Annotated in this window: 22 protein-coding genes; 4 read left to right on the top strand and 18 right to left on the bottom strand. The window is 67.4% G+C overall.

Annotated elements, in window-relative coordinates; all coding sequences use genetic code 11:
- Window positions 1-28 precede the first annotated feature (28 nt).
- From nuoK to ACFWAY_RS45055, 16 genes are all read right to left on the bottom strand, one after another.
- On the bottom strand, window positions 29-328 hold the full coding sequence (nuoK, locus tag ACFWAY_RS45130; protein ID WP_005239116.1) for an NADH-quinone oxidoreductase subunit NuoK: 300 nt from the start codon (window positions 326-328) through the stop codon (window positions 29-31).
- Window positions 325-1,134 (bottom strand): NADH-quinone oxidoreductase subunit J, encoded by an 810-nt coding sequence (locus tag ACFWAY_RS45125; protein WP_378451731.1) that lies wholly within the window; start codon window positions 1,132-1,134, stop codon window positions 325-327. Before ACFWAY_RS45125 ends, nuoK begins: the two co-directional genes overlap by 4 nt.
- 31 nt (window positions 1,135-1,165) lie before the next feature.
- Window positions 1,166-1,732, bottom strand: a complete 567-nt coding sequence (gene nuoI / locus ACFWAY_RS45120) for an NADH-quinone oxidoreductase subunit NuoI (RefSeq protein ID WP_378515136.1) — start codon at window positions 1,730-1,732, stop codon at window positions 1,166-1,168.
- The gene (gene nuoH / locus ACFWAY_RS45115) at window positions 1,725-3,077 is read right to left on the bottom strand and encodes an NADH-quinone oxidoreductase subunit NuoH (protein ID WP_378515134.1); all 1,353 of its coding nucleotides are present in this window, start codon (window positions 3,075-3,077) and stop codon (window positions 1,725-1,727) included. The genes nuoI and nuoH overlap by 8 nt, the downstream gene beginning before the upstream one ends.
- On the bottom strand, window positions 3,074-5,515 hold the full coding sequence (locus ACFWAY_RS45110; protein WP_378515132.1) for an NADH-quinone oxidoreductase subunit G: 2,442 nt from the start codon (window positions 5,513-5,515) through the stop codon (window positions 3,074-3,076). Before ACFWAY_RS45110 ends, nuoH begins: the two co-directional genes overlap by 4 nt.
- Window positions 5,512-6,810: an NADH-quinone oxidoreductase subunit NuoF gene (gene nuoF / locus ACFWAY_RS45105; RefSeq protein WP_378515130.1), complete on the bottom strand. Its 1,299-nt coding sequence runs from the start codon at window positions 6,808-6,810 to the stop codon at window positions 5,512-5,514. Before nuoF ends, ACFWAY_RS45110 begins: the two co-directional genes overlap by 4 nt.
- A 1-nt stretch (window position 6,811) precedes the next feature.
- Window positions 6,812-7,735, bottom strand: a complete 924-nt coding sequence (nuoE, locus tag ACFWAY_RS45100) for an NADH-quinone oxidoreductase subunit NuoE (RefSeq protein ID WP_378515129.1) — start codon at window positions 7,733-7,735, stop codon at window positions 6,812-6,814.
- Window positions 7,732-9,042, bottom strand: coding sequence for an NADH dehydrogenase (quinone) subunit D (gene nuoD / locus ACFWAY_RS45095; RefSeq protein WP_378515128.1), 1,311 nt, complete (start codon window positions 9,040-9,042; stop codon window positions 7,732-7,734). Before nuoD ends, nuoE begins: the two co-directional genes overlap by 4 nt.
- Window positions 9,042-9,779 (bottom strand): NADH-quinone oxidoreductase subunit C, encoded by a 738-nt coding sequence (locus ACFWAY_RS45090; RefSeq protein ID WP_378451604.1) that lies wholly within the window; start codon window positions 9,777-9,779, stop codon window positions 9,042-9,044. The genes nuoD and ACFWAY_RS45090 overlap by 1 nt, the downstream gene beginning before the upstream one ends.
- A gap of 86 nt (window positions 9,780-9,865) precedes the next feature.
- Window positions 9,866-10,420, bottom strand: coding sequence for an NADH-quinone oxidoreductase subunit B family protein (locus tag ACFWAY_RS45085; protein WP_005239105.1), 555 nt, complete (start codon window positions 10,418-10,420; stop codon window positions 9,866-9,868).
- Between the two features lie 49 nt (window positions 10,421-10,469).
- Entirely contained in the window at window positions 10,470-10,829 is a 360-nt protein-coding gene (locus ACFWAY_RS45080) for an NADH-quinone oxidoreductase subunit A (RefSeq protein WP_005239104.1), read from the bottom strand.
- 218 nt (window positions 10,830-11,047) lie between these two features.
- Entirely contained in the window at window positions 11,048-11,470 is a 423-nt protein-coding gene (locus ACFWAY_RS45075) for a hypothetical protein (RefSeq protein ID WP_378451605.1), read from the bottom strand.
- A 107-nt stretch (window positions 11,471-11,577) separates the two neighbouring features.
- Window positions 11,578-12,786, bottom strand: a complete 1,209-nt coding sequence (locus tag ACFWAY_RS45070) for a serine hydrolase domain-containing protein (protein ID WP_378451606.1) — start codon at window positions 12,784-12,786, stop codon at window positions 11,578-11,580.
- A 166-nt stretch (window positions 12,787-12,952) separates the two neighbouring features.
- Window positions 12,953-13,852, bottom strand: a complete 900-nt coding sequence (locus ACFWAY_RS45065; RefSeq protein WP_005253670.1) for a restriction endonuclease — start codon at window positions 13,850-13,852, stop codon at window positions 12,953-12,955.
- Between the two features lie 42 nt (window positions 13,853-13,894).
- Window positions 13,895-15,298: a chloride channel protein gene (locus tag ACFWAY_RS45060; protein ID WP_378515127.1), complete on the bottom strand. Its 1,404-nt coding sequence runs from the start codon at window positions 15,296-15,298 to the stop codon at window positions 13,895-13,897.
- The gene (locus ACFWAY_RS45055; RefSeq protein ID WP_378515126.1) at window positions 15,295-16,926 is read right to left on the bottom strand and encodes an amidohydrolase; all 1,632 of its coding nucleotides are present in this window, start codon (window positions 16,924-16,926) and stop codon (window positions 15,295-15,297) included. The genes ACFWAY_RS45060 and ACFWAY_RS45055 overlap by 4 nt, the downstream gene beginning before the upstream one ends.
- A 138-nt stretch (window positions 16,927-17,064) precedes the next feature.
- On the opposite strand from ACFWAY_RS45055, the gene ACFWAY_RS45050 reads away from it, so the two are divergent.
- A complete protein-coding gene (locus ACFWAY_RS45050; protein WP_378515125.1) occupies window positions 17,065-18,195 on the top strand; it encodes an NADH:flavin oxidoreductase in 1,131 nt (376 codons plus the stop codon).
- A 9-nt stretch (window positions 18,196-18,204) separates the two neighbouring features.
- On the opposite strand, the gene ACFWAY_RS45045 is transcribed toward ACFWAY_RS45050, so the two are convergent.
- The gene (locus ACFWAY_RS45045) at window positions 18,205-18,726 is read right to left on the bottom strand and encodes an OmpA family protein (protein WP_378451611.1); all 522 of its coding nucleotides are present in this window, start codon (window positions 18,724-18,726) and stop codon (window positions 18,205-18,207) included.
- A 303-nt stretch (window positions 18,727-19,029) separates the two neighbouring features.
- Here ACFWAY_RS45045 and ACFWAY_RS45040 point away from each other — a divergent pair, with 303 nt between their 5' ends.
- Complete coding sequence (locus ACFWAY_RS45040) at window positions 19,030-19,167, top strand: hypothetical protein (protein ID WP_009479155.1); 138 nt, start codon at window positions 19,030-19,032, stop codon at window positions 19,165-19,167.
- Between the two features lie 324 nt (window positions 19,168-19,491).
- Complete coding sequence (locus tag ACFWAY_RS45035; RefSeq protein ID WP_378515123.1) at window positions 19,492-20,736, top strand: esterase/lipase family protein; 1,245 nt, start codon at window positions 19,492-19,494, stop codon at window positions 20,734-20,736.
- Window positions 20,737-20,745: 9 nt separating this feature from the next.
- Here the strand turns inward: ACFWAY_RS45035 and ACFWAY_RS45030 are convergent, their stop codons facing one another.
- Window positions 20,746-21,516, bottom strand: a complete 771-nt coding sequence (locus ACFWAY_RS45030; protein ID WP_378451613.1) for a type II CAAX prenyl endopeptidase Rce1 family protein — start codon at window positions 21,514-21,516, stop codon at window positions 20,746-20,748.
- A 178-nt stretch (window positions 21,517-21,694) separates the two neighbouring features.
- Here ACFWAY_RS45030 and ACFWAY_RS45025 point away from each other — a divergent pair, with 178 nt between their 5' ends.
- Window positions 21,695-23,392, top strand: a complete 1,698-nt coding sequence (locus tag ACFWAY_RS45025; protein WP_005239073.1) for a fumarate hydratase — start codon at window positions 21,695-21,697, stop codon at window positions 23,390-23,392.
- Window positions 23,393-23,442 lie beyond the last annotated feature (50 nt).

Genomic DNA, 23,442 nt, shown 5'->3' with positions numbered 1-23,442 from the left:
CTCGAGGATGTGCGTCATCGGGGACCCGTCAGTTCTTGAGGAGGTTGGCGTCGTCGACGGAAGCCGAACGGCGGGAACGGAAGATGGTCATGATGATCGCCAGACCGACGACGACCTCGGCGGCCGCGACGACCATCGTGAAGAATGCGAAGACCTGGCCGTCGAGGTTGCCGTGCATCCGGGCGAACGTCACGAACGCCAGATTCGAGGCGTTGAGCATCAGTTCGATGCACATGAACACGATGATCGCGTTGCGGCGGATCAGCACCCCGGCCGCGCCGATCGTGAACAGCAGCGCCGACAGGTAGAGGTAGTTCTCGGGGTTCATCGCCGACCGCCCTCGTCGGCCGCTTCGGGTTCGGGGGTCGCGACGTCCGCGGTGCCGAGCGCCCGGGCGGGCAGGCTCGGCCGCCGTTCGAGCGACCGGCTGACGGACAGCTCGGAGAACGTGCCGTCGGGCAGCAACGCCGGTATGTCGACCGCGTTGTGCCGGGCGTAGACCCCCGGACTGGGCAGCGGTGTCACACGGGCACCCTCGCGGACGCGGTCCTGGGACAGCTCGCGCTGGTCCTTCCGCCGCTCGAAACGCTCCCGGTGGGCGAGCACCATGGCACCGATGGTCGCGGTGATCAGCAGCGCACCGGTCAGTTCGAAAGCCCACACGTACCGGAGGAAGACGAGCTCGGCCAGCCCCTCGACGTTACCCGCCGCGTTGGCCTGATCGAGACCGGTGAACGCGGAGACGGACGCACTCCCGATGCCGCCGATCAGCAGCAGTCCGAATCCCAGTCCCGCCGCGATCGCGGCCACGCGCTGACCGCGGAGGTTCTCCACGAGGGATTCGGAGGAATCGACGCCGATGAGCATGAGCACGAACAGAAACAGCATCATGACCGCGCCGGTGTACACCACGATCTGCACGACGCCGAGGAAGAGCGCGCCCTGGGCGATGTAGAACACGGCCAGGATGATCATGGTCGTCGCGAGGAAGATCGCCGAGTAGACGGCCTTGGTTGCGCTGACTACTCCGAGCGCGCCGATCACCGCCACGGTCGCGAGGACCCAGAACTGCACGCCCTCGCCCGTCGAGGTCTGGGTGAAGGGTTCCGCGACCAATTGGACCGCGGACGGCATCGTGTTCACCACGTCGGCTCTCCTCCCTCGATCACGGCCTGTCCCCCGCCGACTCTTCGACCTCGGACCCGTCCTGCGACGCAGCCGCCGCTCCCCCGGTCACCGTGCCGCGGTAGTAGTCCTCGGCGGTGGCGCCCGGAGCCATCGGGTGCGGCGACTCGACCATGCCGGACTCGAGCGGGGCCAGCAGCCGGTCCTTCTCGTAGATCAGGCCGGCCCGGTTGTCGTCGGCCATCTCGTACTCGTTGGTCATGGTCAGCGCCCGCGTCGGGCACGCCTCGATGCACAGCCCGCACCCGATGCAGCGCAGGTAGTTGATCTGATACACCCGGCCGTACCGCTCGCCGGGCGAGAAGCGTTCCTCGTCGGTGTTGTCGGCACCCTCCACGAAGATGGCGTCGGCGGGGCACGCCCAGGCACACAGTTCGCACCCGATGCACTTCTCCAGCCCGTCCGCGTAACGATTGAGCTGGTGCCTGCCGTGGTAGCGGGGCGCCGTCGGCACCTTCTCCTCCGGGTAGAACTCGGTGTTCGATTTCTTGAACATCGTCGAGAAGGTCACGCCGAAACCCGCTATGGGGCCGAGGAATTTAGTCATCACTGTCCTCCTGGGTCGAGCCGGTGGAGTGCGCGCCGGTGACGGAGACGGGCGTGCGCCGGAACGCAGGCAGCGTCTGACCCGGCATCGGCGGAACCGGGTATCCACCGGCCATGGGGTCGAACGGTTCGAGTGTCTCCGGGGACAGCTCGGCCCGTCCCCGCGGCTCGACCGGCTTCTCGGGTGCGGGAACACGGCCCGGACGCAGGCGCTTCCACAGGAGCACCACCACGACGAGGGCCACGACGAGGCCCGCGACGACGAGCGCGATCGACCGGGCGTCGTAACCCTCGTTGCGGAAGGCCCGGACGGTGGCGACGATCATGACCCACACCAGCGAGATCGGGATCAGGATCTTCCAGCCGAGACCCATGAACTGGTCGTACCGCAGCCTGGGCAGCGTGGCGCGCAGCCAGACGAACACGAACAGGAAGCCCCAGACCTTCAGCGTGAACCACAGCACCGGCCACCAGCCGGAATTCGCGCCGTCCCACAGGCTGAGCGGGAACGGGGCGTGCCAGCCACCGAGGAACAGCGTGGTGGCGAGCGCTGAAACCGTCACCATGTTCACGTACTCGGCGAGCATGAACATCGCGAAGCTCAGAGAGGAGTACTCGGTGTGGAACCCGCCGACCAGTTCGCCTTCGGCCTCGGGCAGGTCGAAGGGCGCCCGGTTGGTCTCGCCGACCATCGACGTGACGTAGATCAGGAACGACGGCAGCAGCAGGAAGACGTACCAAGTGTGTTCCTGGGCGGCGACGATGCCCGACGTGGACATCGTTCCGGCGTCCAGGAAGACGGCCGCGAACGACAACGCCATCGCGATCTCGTACGAGATCACCTGTGCCGTCGAGCGCAGCCCACCCAGCAACGGGTAGGTGGAGCCGGACGCCCAGCCGGCGAGCACGATGCCGTAGACGCCGATCGACGTGGCCGCGAGGACGTAGAGGACGGCGACCGGGAGGTCCGTCAGCTGTAACGGCGTGTAGTGCCCGAAGATCGACACCGCCGGGCCGAACGGGATCACGGCGAACGCCATGAACGCCGGTACCGCGGCGATGATCGGCGCCAGGATGTAGATCGGCTTGTCCACACCCTTCGGGACGATCCCCTCCTTCAGCGCGAGCTTGATGCCGTCGGCGAGGCTCTGCAGCATGCCCCGCGGGCCCACCCGGTTCGGGCCGACGCGCATCTGCATCCACGCCATGACCTTCCGTTCGGCCAGGATCGTCAGAAGCGGGGTGAGGACGAGGAACACGAAGATGGCCAGGGCCTTGCCGAGAACCAGCCACCACGGGTCGTGACCGAACAGCGCCGGGTCGGGGTAGACGGCCTCGATCGTCACAGCGCACCTCCCGGGACGATCCCGTTGGTGCCGGCCGCACGGCGGACGTTCACGACGCTCCCCGCCCGGGTGGCCAGTTGCCGGTAGACGGCGGATCCGAGCGAGTTGAGCGGCAGCCACACCACCCGATCCGGCATGTCGGTGATCACCAACGGCAGGGTGACGGCGCCCCGTTCCGTCGTGACGGTGACCGGATCTCCGTCACCGGCACCCGTCTCGGCTGCCGAGGCCGCGGACATCCGCGCGAGCGGCGTCCGGGCAGTGCCCGCCAGGTGCGGTTCCCCGTCCTGCAGCCGTCCCGAGTCGAGCAGCATCCGCCAGGTGGCGAGCACCGCTTCCCCCGGCCCGGGTTCCCGCCGCGGCGGTTGCGGGTGGTCGGGCGGATCCGGGAACTCCCCGTCCCAGGCGCCGAGCCTCTCGAGTTCGCGCCGTGCGGTCGCGGCGTCCGGAAGACCCAGCGGGACACCAATTTCGCCGGCGATCGCGTGGAGCACCCGCTGATCGGGCATCGACCCGGTGGCGCGGAGGGCGGCGTCGAAATCGCGTGCGCGCCCTTCCCAGTCGAGGAAGGTGCCCGGTTTCTCCATGACCGGCGCGATGGGGAACACCACGTCCGCGCGCTCGCTGATCGCACTGTGGCGCAGTTCCAGACTCACGACGAACCCTGCCGCCTCGACCGCGGCCAACGCGGCCTGCGGGTCGGGAAGATCGTCGGCCTCGACACCACCGATCACCAGCGCCCCGAGCGTCTTCGCCTCGGCCGCGGCGAGGATGCCCGCGGTATCCCGGCCCGCGGCATCCGGCAGATCCGCGACGTTCCACGCCGACGCGACCTGCCGCCGAGCCTCGGGATCGCCCACCGGTCTGCCACCCGGCAGCAGTCCGGGCAGCGCGCCCGCCTCGAGTGCACCGCGTTCGCCTGCACGTCGCGGCACCCAGGCCAGCCGGGCCCCGGTGTCGTCGGCCAGGCGGACCGCGGCGGACAGCGCCCCCGGCACCCCGGCGAGTCTCTCCCCGACCATGATGACCGCACCCGGCCGGCGCAGCAGCTCGGTGACACCCGGCTCCAAATCACCCGTGCGGAGTCCGTCGAGCAGCTCCGGCTCGGCATTCGGCGCGGACCGCAGCAGCCTGCCGGACATCTTCTCCAGGCCACGGGACGTGTACGGGGCGACCGAGTAGACCGGAACGGCCTTCGCACGCGCGGCCTTGCGCAGCCGGAGGAACACGATCGGCGACTCCTCCTCCGGCTCGAACGCGACGAGAAGGACGACCGGCGCGGCGTCGAGGTCCTCGTAGGTGACCGCGAGTCGCTGCCCCGCCACCCGGGCGGCCAGGAACTCGGCCTCCTCGCCGGAGTGTGCGCGACTGCGGAAGTCGATGTCGTTGGTGCCGAGCGCTGTTCGCGCGAACTTCGCGTAGGCGTAGGCGTCCTCCCACGTGGACCGGCCCCCGACGAGAACACCTGCGTTGCCCCGCGCACCGGCCAGTCCCCGCGCCGCGACCGCCAGAGCCTCCGACCAGGAGGCGGGTGCCAGCGTGCCGTCGTCGCCGCGGACGAGAGGGGTGCTGATTCGGTCGCGCTCGGTGGCGTAGGCGAATGCCCACCGCCCCTTGTCGCAATTCCATTCCTCGTTGACCTCGGGATCGTCGCCCGCCAGCCGGCGCAGCACTGTGCCCCGCCGGTGGTCGGTGCGCTGGGCGCACCCGCTCGCGCAGTGCTCGCACACGCTGGGGCTGGAGACCAGGTCGAACGGGCGGGCCCGGAAGCGGTACGCGGAACCCGTCAGCGCACCCACCGGGCAGATCTGGACGGTGTTGCCGGAGAAGTACGACTCGAACGGTTCCTTCGCGTAGATCCCGACCTGCTGCAGCGCGCCCCGTTCCATGAGTTCGATGAACGGGTCCCCGGCGACCTGCTGAGAGAACCGCGTACACCGCGCGCACAGCACGCACCGCTCGCGGTCCAGCAGGACCTCCGTGGACAGCGGAATCGGTTTGGGGAACGTGCGTTTGACCTCACCGAAGCGCGACTCCGCGCGCCCGTTGGACATCGCCTGGTTCTGCAGGGGGCACTCGCCGCCCTTGTCGCACACCGGGCAGTCCAGGGGATGGTTGATCAGCAGCAACTCCATCACGCCCTTCTGCGCCTTGTCGGCGACGGGCGACGTGAGCTGGGTGTGGACGACCATGCCGTCGGTGACAGTCGTGGTGCAGGAGGCGAGCGGCTTGCGCTGCCCCTCCACATCGACGAGACATTGACGGCACGCACCGACCGGATCGAGCAGCGGATGGTCGCAGAACCGCGGGATCTGGATGCCGATCATCTCCGCGGCACGAATCACCAACGTGCCCTTGGGGACACTGACCTCGACGCCGTCGATGACAACGCTCACGTGATTGCTCACTTGGTTGTTCACTTCTTTCGCAGGCATCATGCGTGAACTCCAGCCATGAGCGTGGACTGATGCGGGTCGAACGGGCAGCCACCCTGCTCGAAGTGTGCGAGGTATTCGTCTCGGAAGTACTTGATGGAGGACATGATCGGGCTGGCCGCACCGTCACCGAGAGCGCAGAACGACTTGCCGAGGATGTTGTCGGCGATGTCGAGCAGCTTCTCCAGATCGGCATCGGTCCCCTCCCCTCTCTCGAGACGCTCCAGGATCTGCACCAGCCAATAGGTGCCTTCCCGGCAGGGCGTGCACTTGCCGCACGACTCGTGCGCATAGAACTCGGTCCAGCGGAGCACGGCACGCACCACACACGTGGTCTCGTCGAAGATCTGCAGGGCCTTGGTGCCCAGCATCGATCCGGCGGCGCCGACGCCCTCGTAGTCGAGGGCGACGTCGAGATGCTCGTCGGTGAAGATCGGTGTCGAGGAACCGCCCGGGGTCCAGAACTTCAATCGATGCCCGGCGCGGACTCCCCCCGCGTACTCGAGCAACTCCCGCAGGGTGATTCCGAGCGGGGCCTCGTACTGTCCGGGCTTCGTCACGTGCCCGGACAGGGAGTACAGGGTGAAGCCCGGCGACTTCTCGCTCCCCATCGACCGGAACCACTCGATGCCGTTCACGATGATCGGCGGGACACTCGCAATCGACTCGACGTTGTTGACGACGGTCGGTGACGCATAGAGACCGGCCACCGCGGGGAACGGCGGACGCAACCGAGGCTGGCCGCGGCGACCCTCCAGCGAGTCGAGCAGCGCCGTCTCCTCCCCGCAGATGTACGCCCCCGCACCCGCGTGCACGACCAACTCGAGGTCGAAACCGATGCCCAGGATGTTCTTCCCGAGGTAGCCCGCCGCATACGCCTCCGCGACCGCGGCCTGCAGCCGGCGCAGCACCGGCACCACCTCCCCGCGCACATAGATGAAGGCGTGCCCGGCGCGGATCGCGTACGCCGCGATGATGACGCCCTCGACGAGCGCGTGCGGCGTGGCCAGCAGGAGCGGCATGTCCTTGCAGGTGCCCGGTTCGGACTCGTCGGCGTTGACCACGAGGTAATGCGGCTTGTCGTCGCCCTGCGGGATGAACGACCACTTCATTCCGGTCGGGAACCCGGCACCACCACGACCGCGTAGTCCGGCCTCCTTGACCGTCGAGATGACCTCGTCCGGGTCCATGCGCAGCGCCTTCTGCAGCCCCTCGTACCCGTCGTGGCGACGGTACGTGTCGAGGGTCCAGGATTCGGGCTCGCCCCAGTAACGGCTGAGGACAGGGGTCAGCGGCATGTCAGTCTCCCTTTCGACCCGGGTCGGTGGCCGTCGGATCCGTCTCGGAGGTGGACCGTTCCGGAGGCACCGTCGCGGACGGGGCCGGCGCCGGCTGGTCCTTCGCCGATTCCGCCGCCACCGGCTCGGTGTCCCGCGACTGCGGCGCCGGGATCAGCGAGGTCTCCGCAGGATCCGGTGCCGCCATGCCCCGTTCGTGCGCCACGCGCAGGCCGGCCAGTGTGGCGTCGCCCGCGGTACCACCCTCCGCCAGCGCACCGGGGCGCTCGTCGGGGAACCCGGCGAGAATGCGGGCGGTCTCCCGGAACGTGCACAGAGCCGCACCGCGGCTCGGCGTCACCCGCTCCCCCGAACGCAGCGAATCGACGAGTGAGCGAGCCGACTCCGGAGTCTGGTTGTCGAAGAACTCCCAATTGACCATCACCACCGGGGCGTAATCGCACGCCGCATTGCACTCGATGTGCTCCAGCGTGACCGTGCCGTCGGCGGACGTGCCACCGTGCGGCAGGTCGAGATGCTCCTCCAGCGCGGCGAGGATCGCGTCGCCGCCCATGATCGCGCACAACGTGTTGGTGCACACTCCGACGTAGTAGTCGCCCGTCGGGTCGCGGCGGTACATCGAATAGAAGGTCGCCACCGCAGCCACCTCCGCGCCGGTCAACCCGAGCCGGCCGGCACAGAACTCGATCCCCGCCGGCGTGATGCACCCGTCCTCCGCCTGCACCAGATGCAACAGCGGCAGCAGCGCGGAACGCGAATTCGGGTAACGCGCGATGACGACGTCGGCGTCGGCGTCCAGCCGCGCACGGACCTCCGGCGGATACTCCTCACGCGCACCCGGCCGCACCAGCAGCCCGTTCTCCTCCGGCCGGGGGCCGAACTCGATGAAGATGGGTGTTTGCTTTGGTGCTGCTTGCTCGGTCATCGGTCCACTCCCCCCATCACAGGATCGATGCTCGCGACCGCGGCAATGACATCCGCAACCATGCCGCCCTCACACGTGGCCGCCACCGACTGCAGGTTCGTGAACGACGGATCCCGGAAATGCACCCGGTACGGGCGCGTACCGCCGTCGCTCACCATGTGCACACCGAGCTCACCCCGCGGCGACTCCACCGCCACATACACCTGGCCCGGCGGCACCCGGAAACCCTCCGTCACCAACTTGAAGTGATGAATCAGCGACTCCATCGAGGAATCCATGATCTCGCGGACGTGCCCGGGCGAATTTCCCAGACCGTCGGGACCCAACGTCAGATCCGCCGGCCACGCGATCTTCTTGTCCTCCGCCATGATCGGGCCCGGCCGCAACTTGTCGAGGCACTGCTCGACGATCTTCAGCGACTCCTTCATCTCGTCGACCCGGATCAAGTAGCGGCCGTACGCGTCACACCCCGTATCGGTGCTGACGGCGAACTCGTAATTCTCGTAACCGCAATACGGCTGCGACTTACGCAGATCGTGCGGCAGACCCGTCGCACGCAGCATCGGACCCGTGATACCGAGCGCCATGCACCCCGTGAGGTCGAGATACCCGATGCCCTTCGTACGGCCCTTCCAGATGCGGTTGTCGTTGAGCAGATTCTCCATGTCCCGCAGCCGTTCCGGCATCAACGTGAGCAACTCGCGCACCTTCTCCACCGCACCCTCCGGCAGATCCTGCGACAAACCGCCCGGCCGGATGTACGCATGATTCATGCGCAGTCCCGTGATCATCTCGAACACGTCCAGAACCAGCTCACGTTCCCGGAAACCGAACAACATCGCCGTGACCGCCCCCAACTCCATGCCACCCGTGGCCAACGCCACCAGATGCGAGGAGATGCGATTGAGTTCCATCAACATCACCCGGATGACACTCGCCCGCTCCGGCACCTGATCCGTGATGTCGAGCAACTTCTCCACACCGAGGCAATACGCCGTCTCGTTGAAGAACGGCGACAGGTAATCCATCCGCGTCACAAACGTCACGCCCTGCGTCCACGTCCGATACTCGAGGTTCTTCTCGATCCCCGTATGCAGATAACCGATGCCGCACCGGGCCTCCGTGACCGTCTCACCCTCGATCTCCAGAATGAGCCGCAGCACCCCGTGCGTCGACGGATGCTGAGGACCCATATTGACGACGATCCGCTCCTCGCCGCCCTCCGAACCCGCATCCGACGCCTTTACCGCATCCACGACCTCGTCCCAGTCCTGACCGGCGACAGTGAAAACCGTGTCCTCGCTCATCAGTTGTACCCCCGCCGCTCGTCGGGCGGCGCGATCTCCGCGCCCTTGTACTCGACGGGAATGCCGCCGAGCGGATAGTCCTTCCGCTGCGGATGACCCGGCCAGTCATCCGGCATCTCGATCCGGGTCAACGACGGATGACCATCGAACACGATCCCGAAGAAGTCGTACGTCTCCCGCTCATGCCAATCGTTCGTCGGATACACCTCATACAACGACGGGATGTGCGGATCCGCATCCGGCGCCGTCACCTCCACACGAATCCGACGATTGTGCGTAATCGACAACAACGGATACACCGCATGCAACTCCCGGCCCGCATCCTGCGGGAAATGCACGCCATTCACACCCAGACACATCTCGAACCGCAAATCCGGCTCATCACGCAACGCACGCGCCACCAACGGCAAAAACTCCCGCCGCACACCGAACGTCACCTCACCCCGAAACACCACAACCGACTCGATCGCCACCTCGAAACCCACACCCGACTCCGCCAACGCCGCCTCCAGCCCATCCGCGACCTCATCGAAATACCCCCCGAACGGCCGCGGCGTGCTCCCCGGCAACAACACCGGACGCACCAACCGCCCATACCCCGACGTATCCCCACTACCCCGCACCCCGAACAAACCCTTGCGCACACCGATCTGTTCTGGGACATTGCTCGCGGGGACATGGCTCGCTTCGCTCGCAGGCGTCTGGTCTGTCTCGTGCGCTCTTCCCTCGTCACTCACTCGCTACGCTCCCTCGTTCCTCAGTCCAGACCGCACGGCCCAGACGCCGGATCTCGGCTCGGTTCGCTCCCGCGTTCCCACGCCGGTCATCTCAGGAGGCCCTTCATCTGGATGGTGGGGGTGGCGGCCAGCGCCGCCTGCTCCGCCGCCCGCGCCACCTCCTCGCGGTGAACGCCGAGCGGCATCTGCTGGATCTTCTCGTGCAGAGTGAGGATCGCGTTCAGCAGCATCTCCGGCCGCGGCGGACACCCGGGCAGATAGATGTCCACCGGCACGATGTGGTCGACGCCCTGCACGATCGCGTAGTTGTTGAACATGCCGCCCGACGACGCGCAGACGCCCATCGCCAGCACCCACTTCGGCTCCACCATCTGGTCGTAGATCTGCCGCAGCACCGGGGCCATCTTCTGGCTCACCCGGCCGGCCACGATCATCAGGTCCGCCTGCCGCGGCGACGCCCGGAACGCCTCCATGCCGAAACGGGCGATGTCGAAGCGTCCGCCGGCGGTGGCCATCATCTCGATCGCACAGCAGGCGAGCCCGAAACTCGCCGGCCACAGCGAACCCTTGCGGACGTAACCCGCGAGCCCCTCGACCGTGGTCAGCAGGAAGCCGCTCGGCAGCTTCTCCTCGATGCCCATATCCGACTCTTCTCTTCCGACTTAGCTTTTGGATCGCTGGCGGGACCGGTCAGTCCCAACTGAGACCGCCACGCCGCCACTCGTACGCATAGGCGACGGAGACGTTGAAGATGAACAGGGCCATGGCCCCGAGACCGAAGAAGCCGAGAGCATCGAAATGAACAGCCCACGGATAGAGGAACACGATCTCGATGTCGAAGATGATGAACAGCATGGCCGTGAGGTAGTACTTCACCGGGATGCGGCCCGCACCCAGAGGCGAGAGTGTCGGCTCGATGCCGCACTCGTAGGCGTCGAGCTTGGCACGGTTGTAGCGCCTCGGTCCGACGATCCTCGCCACGATCACGGAGAAGACCGCGAACGCGACCGCAATCGCCCCGAGCACGAGGATCGGCACGTACACATTCATGCCGTCTCAGCTCCCCTCTTCCCGAGCCTGTCCGCCCGATTCCCGGACGGTCGTTTCCGAAGCTACGCTCTTGTGAGTTATGCCACAGCGTACAAGGGAAGTCGTCGAGCCCGGTCGATTTGACCGTGCGAGTTCCAGGCGATCTCGAAGTGCGGAAAACCCCTGCGGCACAGGCGCTCGATGCACCTTCACGCGGCAGGAAACGGAGTCAGGAGAGCCTAAGCTGAGAGGCGGGTGCGCAGCAGCGCTATGACCGCTTCGGACAACCGGATCGGGTCCAGCGGATGCGGCACGGCGGCCTCCGCCCGCGACCAGCTGGCCAGCCAGGCGTCGTCGGGGCGCCCGGTCAGGACCAGGATCGGGGGACAGTCGTCGATCTCGTCCTTCAACTGCTTCGCGATCCCCATCCCGCCCGCGGGCACCGCCTCCCCGTCCAGAACGGCCAGGTCGATACCGCCTGCATCCATCTGCCGGATCACCACGGGCGCGGTCGCCACCTCGACGTACTCCAACTCCGGAAGGTCGGGGTGCGGACGCGTCCCCAGCGCCAGAACGACCTTCTGGCGGGTGGTCGCATCGTCGCTGTAGACGAGGACACGCAACCGATCGGGACGGCTGGTGTGGGCGGTCGCGTCGGTCACGGACACGATGCTACCGGTCCCCCGCCCTCCAGACCTGCGGCTCGCGGCGATCGAAAAACGGCGCGTCGAAATCGAATTGGTTCCACCGACGGCCGGAACTGCCCCGGCTACAGCCTCTCGGCGATGGCGAGCGCCGTCGAGCCGAGCTTCGGCAGGCGGAGATCGGCGATGGGGGTCAGCATGTTGCCGAGCCGGTTGGTGACGAATGCGATCGACAGCCCGGTGTCGGCGTCGGCGAACGCACCCGACCCGCCCAACCCGTAGTGCCCGAAGGTATTCGACGGCTGCCTGCGACGTGCCACCATCCCCGCGTGGTAGCCGAGCCGCCAGTTCATCGGTATGCCCAGGACGTAGTCGCGGGCCGTCGTCTGTACCTGGCTCAGCTGCGCCACGACGTCCGGCGGGAGGAACTCCACACCGCCGACGGTTCCGCCGTTCGCCAGCGCCCCGTACATCCGCGCCAGCGCGCGGGCGCTGAACACGCCATTCCACCCCGGCATCACGCTGTCGTGGATCGCAGGGTTGCGGACGAGGGCGTCGAAACCGGCGGGCATGCCGGCGTCGGCCACGTTGCGCAGACCGGGCAGCCGCGACATCGCGAACGACGTGGCTCCCCACGGAACGCCGAACGGGTTGATGTGGGGGAAGGTCCTCGCGATCCGGGCACGCTCGGCCGGCGGCACCTCGTACCAGAATTCCTTCACCCCGAGCGGTTCGGCGACCTCGGTGCGCACCAGCTCGGTGAAGGGTTTCCCGGCCGCGCGGGACGTCAGTTCGGCGACGAGCGAGCCGAACGTCACCGCGTGATAGCCGGGGACCTTCAGCCGCCGCTGATCCGGGGTCGCCGCGGCCAGTGCGGCGCTGACCAGGGAATGGTCCATCAGACTCAGCGGTCCGGGCACGAGCCCACGTACCCGGTGCAGTCCGGCGCGGTGCGACAGCAGTTCGCGCACCGTGATCTCGTCCTTGCCCTCGGCGGCGAACTCGGGCCAGTACTGCGCCACCGGCGCCTCGTAGTCGAGGATCCCGCGTCCGGCGAGTCGGTGCAGAACGGTGGACGCGACGCCCTTGCCCGTGGAGAACGTGAGGGTGACGGTATCGTCCTGCCAGAACGTGTCGCGGCTCGCCCACCCGGCCCACACGTCGACGACCGGTTCACCGTGGAGGTAGACGGCCAGGGCGCCACCGCCCTGGCTGGCGTCGTGGAAGAGTCCGAAGAACTGGTCGACGAGCACCCCGAACCGCCGGTCCGCCAGCATCCCCGCCGGCGGCCGTACCGTGCGGCCCATCAACGGCCACGGCGATGTGGTCGTCATATCGACTTCCCTCGGTCGCTTTTCACGTCAGTGACATGTGTATTTAACTTCCTCTTTACACACGGGAAGACGCTGTCGGCACCGCTTCAGGGCCTGCGTGATCGCTTCGTGGCCATACCGCAACGGGAAAGAGTATCCAGGCGCCGGGTCGGTGACCCGGCGCTGATCATTTGGGCTCCAGAGAGTGGAAGTAATCGGACCTGACCTCGACGTCCTCGACGAGACGCGTAGTGGTCTGGACACCCAGTGAATGCTCCTTCAACAGGTCGCACAGCCGGTCTCCGTCGATCAGATCGATCGGCGGCGCCCCATCCCTCTTGGACTCCGTGCGGGCGTCACCGGTGAATGTTCCGGTGGTGATGAGCAGGCCCTTTTCGCCGCGGCCCGCCATCGCGCCGCGGAAATCGCGCACCGCCCCCGCCCCGACGCTGCCGCTGTAGCGCTTGCACTGGAAGAACACGGGGAAACTGAGCAGCGACAACTGGTACACGCCGAGGCCCTCGATGTCCCCGTCGCCGCCGCGACCGGTGACGGACGCGCTCGAAAATCCGGCCTCCCGCAGCAACCGCTGGGTCAGCCGCTCGAACGCGGGCGGCGACATCTTCAGGACCGTGTCGAGCAGGAGGTCCTTCCAGTCCGCGTCGTTCTCGGCCTCGGCGATGTTGGCATCCGGTTCGTCGTTCCTGCGGGACGCCGCCTTCGCCGATTTGCGGGCGGCATTCTTCTTGCGATTCTCGGCGGAGAACTCGGCGTGCAGCGGGCGGATCTCGCTCTCGGCGACCTCGCGGCCCTTCTCCGTCACGCTCCACACCCCGCGCCGGCTGTTCGTGAGCAGACCCATCCCCTTGAGGTAGGTGCGGGCCCACGCCAACCGGTACTCGATCTCGGTGCTCGGACCGTCACCGTGCAGCACGCCCTGCACGTCGGACGAAAGCCCTTCTCGCTCAACGACGGCGCTGTCGAGCTCCTCGTTGGACGCCGAACCACCGAGAGCAATGGCAGCCTGAAGCGCTGGCCAGAGGAGGTCGACGTACTGAGGAACGTGAACAGTCATGGCCACAAGCATGCCGGAATCCACCCGGCCCACCGCACACGGACCCCGATCCGATCATCCCGAGCCGAGCCGAGCCTCCGCACGGTTCTCGAGCTGCGCCCGGTAGATCGTCTTCCCCGATCGGCGCACGATGAGATAGGCGAGCCCGACGGCGATCATCCCCGGCACCAGCACACCGACGCTTCCCGTCATCTCCGCGACCATCAACATCACCGCGAGGGGAGCGCGGGCGATGCTCCCGAAGCAGGCCATCATGCCGACGATGACGAAGGGCGCCGGATTGTCGGGGACGCCCGGGGCGATCGGTTCCAGCAGCCGCCACACCGCGGCGCCGGTGAACGCCCCGATCACCATTCCCGGGCCGAAGATCCCGCCGGATCCCCCCGAACCGATGGACAGCGACGTCGCGAGGATCTTCGCGAACGGCAACAGCAGCACCACCCACAACGGGATGGCCGTGAGGTCGCCGCGGGCCATCGACTGCTGGATCCAGCCGTAGCCGCTGCCCAGCACCTCCGGCAACAGGAGCGCCATCAGTCCGACGAGCAGCCCGCCGACCGCCGGTTTGACGATCCGGCTGCCGGGCAGACGGTGGGTGAGATCGACGGCCGTGTAGAACGTCCCGCTGTACAGCAACCCGATCAGGCCGCCGAGCACACCGATGAGCGCGAACCACACCAGCTGGACCGGGGTGTCGAAGACGTAGTCCTGAGCGGCGTAGCCGAACAGCGGACCGAAACCGAGGAAGCTACCGAACACGGTGTAGCTGACGATCGACGTGACCAGCGCCGGCACGAGCACCTCGAAATCGAAGTCTTCCTTGTAAGGAATCGTGCAGCACAACACCGCGCCGCCGAGCGGGGCGCCGAAGATCGCACCGATGCCGGAGCCGATCCCGATCGCCACGGCGATCCGACCGTCCCGTGGGGACAGGTCCAGCCTGCGGGCGAGGAGCGATCCGAAACCCGCCGAGATCTGCGCGGTGGGTCCCTCGCGACCGCCGGACCCGCCGGACCCGATCGTGATCGCGGACGCGACCAGCTTCACGAGGACGACGCGGACGCGGATCATCCGGGGGTCCCGGTGCACGGCGTCGATCGCGGCGTCGGTGCCGTGCCCCTCGGCCTCCGGTGCCAGCGTGAACACGATGATGCCCGACACCAGACCACCCAGACACACCACGAGCGGGATCGCCCACGGTCTCGTGAACTCCCGGCTGCCGACCGCCCCTCCGTCACCCGCCGCGGTCGGCGGGTGGTAGCCCCCGATGCCGACGATCAGCAGTTGCGTCGCCTCCCTCAGCGCGACGTAGAACACGACCGCTCCGAGCCCGGCGACGATCCCGATCACGACGCCGAGAACCAGCCATTTGCGGGTGTAACCCGAAGTCCGGATCCAGTTTCCGGCTGACGTCCCGATCGACCGCAGAGCCCTCGACCCGGGCGCCAACCGGATCACTCCAGCTTTCCGAAGACCGTTCGACCCTCCAGGATCGTGGCGAGCACCTCGAGGTCCGCGATGTCGTCGGGATCCACCAGAAGTGGGTTGGCCGACAACACGACGATATCGGCGTGCATACCGGGGACGATCGCCCCGATCGCGTCCTCGCTTCGGAGATGCCACGCCGAGTTGATCGTCTCCGCGCGCAGGGCATCCGGGACGGAAATCCGTTCCTCGGGAGCGAGCACACGTCCCGACCGGGTGCGGCGGGTGACGGCGTCGGCGATGTTGCGCAGCGGGTTGGTCGGGGTGACCGGGCCGTCGTTGTGGAACGAGATCCGCTGGCCCGCCTTGATCGCGGAACCTGCAGCCGCCCAACGTGCTCCGCGCTCGGGACCGAACAGGTCGTCGACGAGCACGTCGCCCCAGTAGTAGAGGTGGTCGACGAAAATGCTGCACGTGACGCCGAGTTCGGTCGCTCGGCGGAACTGATCCGGGGTCATCGCCCCGACGTGCTCGAGTCGGAGTCGGTGATCTTCGCGTGGGGAGTCTGCGAGCATCCGCTGCCACGCGTCGAGTACCAGGGCGACCGCGGCGTCACCGTTGGCATGGCACGAGATCTGCCAGCCGTTCTCGAAATACGGCTTGCTGATCTCGAGAATCTCGTCCTCCGTGTAATTGGCCTCCCCACGGGTTCCGGCAAGGCCGAGTGACCGGGTGACGTCCGTGTCGAGGTACGGAAAGCTGGTGGCCGCGTTGCCCACCCACGGCGAGCCGTCCGACCAGATCTTGATGCCCACCTGGCGCAGCAGGTCGTTGCCCACTCCGGGTGACACTTCGGAGGTGCGCTCCGGGTTCGACATCTCGTACAGCCGCAGTCGGGTGGTGAGAGCGCCGGACCGGGCGAACGCCGTCAAGGCGCTCCGGAAGCGTGGGTCGAATGCCATCTCACTGGCGGTGGTGATCCCTGCCGCGTTCATCCGCGCGCATTCCGCGGCGAGGAGCTCGGGGAGCCGGGTGCTGGCTCCGGCGAGGATCGTGGCGGCCACCGCCATCACTGCGGGCGCCTCGAACGCCGAACCGTCCAGTTCACCCGACTCGTCGCGGCCGAAACTGCCGCCCTCGGGGTCCGGCGTGTCCTTGGTCAATCCGGAATCTCGCGCGGCGACGTCGTTGAAGTAGGCCACGTGGCCGGTGTTGTGCAGGATCACCAGGGACGTGTCGGGAGCGACGGAATTGAGCCATTCGCGGGTCGGTTCGGGCAGCCCCTTCTGGAGCAGGGAGTCCCAGCCGTTGAGCACGGCGCCGTCTGGGTGTTCGTCGACGGCGCGGCGGACGGCGTCGACCACCTCCCCCGCGTCCGCGATGGTCACCGGCCTGATGTCCACGACCGGTTCGCCGAGCAAGACTGCGGAGTTCAGCGGATGGCCGTGCGCCTCGATGAAACCCGGGAGTATGCATGCGCGGTGCACGTCGACCGTGATCGTTGCCGGCCCGATCAGCGGAAACACCGCGGCATCGTTGCCGACGGCGGCGATCCGCCCGTCGCGCACCGCGACCGCCCGAGCGCGTGGCGCGGCGTCGTTCATGGTGACCACGTCACCGAACAGCACCAAATCGGCAGGTTTTCCGTCGTTCGCGCCCATCAGTGCACCCTCCCGTCAGACCGGGCGCGGGCGAGAACCCACGCGCCGGCAGCGAGTGTCGACTGTGACTTCAGATTACAACTACACGACAGGTCGTATGCAGGAATAGTGCGTAACCAAGATCAGTTGCAGACAGGCATGACCGAAACACCGCTGCCCGTGGACGGGCTCTTCGAGCCGTTCGCCGTCAAATCCCTCCAGCTCCGGAACCGCTTCGCGATGGCGCCCATGACCAGGGCTTTCTCCCCCGACGGCATTCCCGGGGACGATGTGGCGGCGTACTACCGCCGGCGCGCGGCGGGCGGGGTCGGACTCGTCATCACCGAGGGCACGTACATTCCCGACCCGGCCGCCGGATCCCACACCCGGGTGCCGCTCCTCTACGGACAGGACAGTCTCGCGGGCTGGAAATCGGTGGTGGACGCCGTCCACGACGAGGGCGGGCAGATCATCCCGCAGTTGTGGCACCTGGGCGTCGAACGCGGCCCGCAGCCCCGCATGAATCCCGACATGACCACCGCCAGCCCGTCCGGAATCGCCCTGGACGGGACCCGCCTGGGACGCGAATTCACCGCGTCCGATCTCGACGCGCTGCGCGAAGCCTGGGTGGCGGCCGCCGTCAACGCGCGCGACGTGGGCTTCGACGGCATCGAACTGCACGGTGCGCACGGCTACCTTCTCGACCAGTTCCTGTGGGACCGCACCAACGTCCGCTCCGACGGCTACGGCGGATCGCTCGAGGCCCGCACCCGGTTCCCCGCCGAGGTGGTCGCAGCGATCCGCGAGGCCGTCGGCGAGGACTTCGCGATCGTCTACCGCTTCAGCCAGTGGAAGTCGAACCACTACGACTCACGGATCGCGCAGTCCCCCGACGAACTCGCCGCCGTGCTCGCGCCCCTCGTCGCCGCCGGTGTCGACGTGCTGCACCCGTCCACCCGCAGGCACTGGGAGCCGGCGTTCGCCGAGCTTGCCGGTGCCGACGGGGCACTCGGTCTGGCCGGTTGGACCAAACGGCTGACCGGACTACCCACCATCACGGTCGGTTCGGTGGGTCTCGACGACGTGTTCACGACGGCCTTCACCTCGGACGGCGGCTCGAACACCGCCGGTATCGACCGCCTGCTCGCGCAGTACGAGAACGGCGAGTTCGATCTCGTGGCCGTCGGCCGCGCGCTGCTGTCCGACCCCGAGTGGGTGCTCAAACTCCGGGAAGGCAGAACCGCCGAGCACATCCCGTACAGCAACGAGCACCGGGCGGTCCTGCGCTGACCGGGCCGGTCAGCTGTCCTCGACGGTGATCTCCACCTGATCGACGTTGACACCTTCGGGCGGGTTGGCCGTTCCGTCGACCGAGATGCGACTCTTGTCGACACCCTGCGCCTCGAGTGCGTTCGCGACGGCCTGGGCGCGCTGATCGGCCAGTAGTTCGGCGGCCGCCTCGTCCGTGTTGCTGGCGTACGCCTCGATCTCGATCTTGCTGTCGCCGGCCTTCATCGCGGCGGCCACCGCCTTGACGGTCACGTCCGAGACAGCGTTGAGCTCGGCGGTTCCCGACTCGAATCCGATCGGGACCGCCGCGATGGCCGAGTTGATCGCGTTCTTCGTGGCCTCGCGCGCGGTGTTCACGGCGGACGACGCCGTGGCTTGCACGCTGCTTATCGCGCCTTCCACCCGGTCAGACGCCGACGAGGTCGTCGTGGTCGCGATCGGAGCCTCGTTCGAGCTGTCGTCGGAGCAGCCGGCCGCGCCGAGCAGCGCGATTGCCGCGACCGCGATACCGGTGACGATGGTCTTGCGCATGATCGATTCCCCTATACGTCGGTATGTCCGGAAGGCGCTACACGTCGTGGGACGAGGATAGCCCCGCCGACGCCCGTCGACGGCGGTATTCGGGCACTGCCCGGCTCCCACATCGTGGGATCCTGCGCGTCGGATGTGAATCCAGACACGGGCTTCTCACCTGGTCGGAACCCGGTAATTCGTCCTGCGTTTCATTTCGGTTAAACCCTCGGATTGCGATCTCATTTCAATAACGGTAGGAATGAATCCGGCGCCCGCTCAGCGCCGACATAAATGCCCACAACCGAGCAAGGAGTTAAAAGCATGGATCTCGCCTTCCTGTCCGAATTCTTCTCCGCCTTCTCCGACCTCGCCGGTGCCCTGGACTTCTTCTCGGGTTCCGCCGACGCATTGGGCGGTGGCGCAGACGCCGCAACCGCGGCCGCGGCCACGATTGGCTAGCATTTTCGCTGGCACAAGACTTGAACACCCGTGACGGGGTTCGCACGCTCAGGCGCGCGGACCCCGTCACGGCGTTGTGAGCGCCCTTCGATCGACTCGATCACGAATCGATCACGATGAGTAATTTCCTGACGTGAACATGTTCATAATCCGCGTTACCAGCATTTTTCCGGAATTGGTCGGTCGACCAATTGAGTCGACCCTCGAAGATCAACTTTTCCTCTTCACCGTTGATTTATTCTCGAAATAATCGACTGCGGTGCGCATTTTCGGCACTTCCGTAACATGCGCGCATCTCAGTGCACACGCGTACACTCAAATCTCGTGACAGACCCGCAGATCCGACGCCGCTCCGAGGTGCGGGCCCTCGCCCGGCTGGCCCTCGAGGAAATCGGGGGCGCCACCACCGGCATCGGCAGCATCCACCGCGCGATCTCGGATCGCGTCTTCGCCGGCATCCGGCTCGGCGTCGGCCCCCGCGCCCTTCCCGCCAAGGTGCTCCACGACGAGATCTCGGGCGCCGTGTACGCACTCGTCGCCGACACCGCACGTCTCGGTGGTTCCCTCGCAGGACGGTTTCTCGACCTCCCGTCGTCGGAGAACGTCGCCCCGTCCCAGACACGCCGCGGAGCCCGGGCCATTGCCGCGATCCAGGGGCTGATCGGCGACGTACTGGAATCCGAGGGGTCGCCGCTCGCCGAGCCCCTGGCGATACGGGTGAACGGTGTCGCGCTCGCGCCGGACGCGTCCACGCTCGCCGACGCCTTCCCGCGCGCCGGCGGCCGCATCGTCGTCTTCCTGCACGGACTCGTCGAGACCGAGGACGCGTGGGCGCTGGGTGGCCGTCCCACCTACGGTGAACGACTCGGGGCGAACCTCGGGTACACGGCGCTGCAGATCCGGTACAACTCCGGCAGGCACATCTCGGACAACGGCAGGAGCCTGTCCGAACTTCTGGACGCGGTCACCGAGAACTGGCCGGTCGAGGTCGAGTCGATCGCACTCGTCGGGCATTCCATGGGTGGCCTCGTCGCCCGCAGCGCCTGCCGGATCGCCTTCCTCGACGACCGCCCGTGGGTGAGGCGGGTTCGGCACGTCGTGAGCCTCGGCTCACCCCACCTCGGCGCCCCGCTGGAGCAGGCCGTCCACTACGCGAGTGCCGGCCTTGCCGCGCTGCCCGAGACGCGCGCGATCTCCGGGCTCCTGCGCCGAAGGAGCGCCGGCATCCGCGATCTGAACCAGGGTTCGCTCGTCGACGAGGACTGGCGCGATCGCGATCCGGACGCGCTCCGCGCCGCGGCGTGCAATGAGGTCCCGCTCCTCGACGGCGTGATGTACTGCTTCGTCTCCGCGACCATCACGCGCAGCCCGAGGCATCCGCTGGGTCGCCTGCTCGGCGACGGCATGGTGCTGGTGCCGAGTGCGTCCGGCCGGAACAGGACGCGGATGATCGGCTTCCGCGACGAGGACGGCATGCACCTCGCGCCCGCGAACCATTTCACGATGCTCAACCACGAGTCGGTGTACGAGAAGCTGCTCGAATGGCTCGGCACCCCGGAAGCCGGCTGACTTCCGGATTCAGGCCATGGTCGTGTGCCACACGATGGCGGCGGCGAGCGCACCGGCGCCGTTCAGCGACCAGTGCAGCGCGATGGGCGCGATCAGACTGCCGCTGCGGCGACGGAGCCAGGTGAACACGACGCCCGCGGCTGCGGTGGCGACCACCGCCGCGAGGATGCCGAGCACCTGACCGAGGACGCCGCCGCCGAGGAAGCTGGACAGCCCCTTGTTGCCCGACGTCAGTCCCAGCGAAGACGCGATGTGCCAGAGACCGAACATCAGCGATCCGGCCGCGAAGACACCGCGTGCGCCGTACACCCGGTCGAGGGTGCCGTGCAGCACACCGCGGAACGCGAGTTCTTCGGGGATGACGGTCTGCAACGGGATGACGATCATCGACGCGATGAGCGCACCGGACAGGGTGGCGTACCGGTCGGCCATGAAGAAGGGGCGGGTGATCGGCAGGGCCGCGCCGATCGCCACGACGCCGATCACGAGTCCCATCGCGGCCAGCGCGTACAGCGAACCCTTTCGCCAGTGCCGGGGCGAGAGCCCCAGTTCGGCCCAGCCGAGTCCTCGGCGTCGGGTGAGCACGAGCAGCACGACGGCGGCGATGGGGACGGTCGCGATACTCGCCCACGCGGTGGTGAAGTGCGCGATCAGATTCGTGGCCGCGAGGACGACCACCACGATCGCGATGTCGAGGTAGGCGTGGAGCACGGGCCGCTTGGCGCGTACACCGGACTTCTCGCCGTCGACAGCTCCGGCGTACTGGACTTCAAGGGTCATTCGGCCGGCCGATCTGGTTCGTATGCACGCATCAAGTCAAGTGTACGGATTCGCCGCCGAAACCTCTGTGAGCCACGCCACTGCACAGGTCGAAGCATGCCCCCGCGTCACAGGGCCGCCGTAGCCCGCGTCTAGCCTTGGATACGAACTTCACACAACCCGCTGTCCAGGAGATAGAATGGCCGACTTCCTCTACGAGGACTTGCTGCCGATCGGTGAGGACCCCACCGAGTATCGGCTGCTGACCACCGAGGGGGTGTCGACTGTCGAAGGACCCGACGGCCGCACCTTCCTGTCCGTCGAGCCCGAGGCGCTGCGCCTGCTCACCGAGACCGCACTCCACGACATCTCGCACTACCTGCGCAGCGACCATCTGACGCAGCTCGCAAGCATCCTCGACGATCCCGAGGCGTCGGGCAACGACAAGTTCGTGGCTCTGGATCTGCTCAAGAACGCCAACATCTCCGCCGCAGGCGTGCTGCCGATGTGCCAGGACACCGGCACCGCGATCGTCATGGGCAAGCGCGGCCAGCACGTCCTCACCCCCGGCGACGACGAGAAGGCCATCGCCCGGGGCGTCTACGACGCCTACACCCGGCTCAACCTGCGGTACTCGCAGAACGCGCCGATCACGATGTGGGACGAGAAGAACACCGGGAGCAACCTCCCCGCCCAGATCGAGCTCTACGCCGACACGGCAACCGGCCACGAGAACGCCTACAAGTTCCTGTACATGGCCAAGGGCGGCGGCAGCGCCAACAAGTCCTACCTGTTCCAGGAGACCAAGGCGATCCTGAACCCGGACGGCATGATGCGGTTCCTCGAGGAGAAGATCCGTGCCCTCGGCACCGCAGCCTGCCCGCCGTACCACCTCGCGATCGTCGTCGGCGGCACGTCCGCGGAGTTCGCGCTCAAGACGGCTAAGTACGCGTCCGCGCACTACCTCGACGAACTCCCCAACGAGGGTGCGATCACGGGCCGCGGCTTCCGCGACCTGGAGCTCGAGGAGAAGGTGCTCGAGCTGACCCGTCAGATCGGCATCGGCGCACAGTTCGGCGGCAAGTACTTCTGCCACGACGTCCGCGTCATCCGTCTCCCCCGCCACGGAGCGTCGCTGCCCGTCGCGCTCGCCGTGTCCTGCTCGGCGGACCGCCAAGCCAAGGCGAAGATCACCCCCGAGGGCGTCTTCCTCGAGCAGCTCGAATTCAACCCCGGCCGATTCCTCCCCGAGGTCACCGACGCCCAGCTCGACGCCGAGACCGACGGCGTCTCCGGCACCGGCAAGGGCGCCGCCGTGAAGATCGACCTCACCAAGCCGATGCCCGAGATCCTCGCCGAGCTGTCCAAGCACCCGGTGAAGACACGGTTGTCGCTCACCGGCCCGCTCGTCGTCGCACGCGACATCGCCCACGCCAAGATCAAGGAACGGCTCGACGCCGGCGAGGACATGCCGCAATACCTCAAGGATCACCCGGTGTACTACGCCGGTCCGGCCAAGACCCCCGACGGCATGGCGTCCGGTTCCTTCGGCCCCACCACAGCCGGTCGCATGGACTCCTACGTGGAGCAGTTCCAGGCCGCGGGCGGCTCGATGGTGATGCTCGCGAAGGGCAACCGCTCCAAGCAGGTCACCGACGCATGCAAGTCGTACGGCGGCTTCTACCTCGGGTCCATCGGCGGTCCCGCGGCGCGCCTCGCCCTCGACTGCATCAAGAAGGTCGAGATAGTCGAGTACGAAGAGCTCGGCATGGAAGCGGTCTGGAAGATCGAGGTCGAGGACTTCCCCGCGTTCATCGTGGTCGACGACAAGGGCGAGGACTTCTTCGCCGGTGTCTCCACACCCACCCTCACCATCGGCAAGCGCCCCGGCCTCTAGGCGGCTCCGCCGCCCGTGCGCCTTTTTGGTAGCTCCAGCTACCAAAAAGG

Source organism: Rhodococcus sp. NPDC059968, assembly GCF_042738615.1.
Taxonomy (GTDB): domain Bacteria; phylum Actinomycetota; class Actinomycetes; order Mycobacteriales; family Mycobacteriaceae; genus Rhodococcus_F.
The sequence above is the reverse complement of the archived record's forward strand: the minus strand, read 5'-3'. Positions and strand labels throughout refer to the sequence as shown.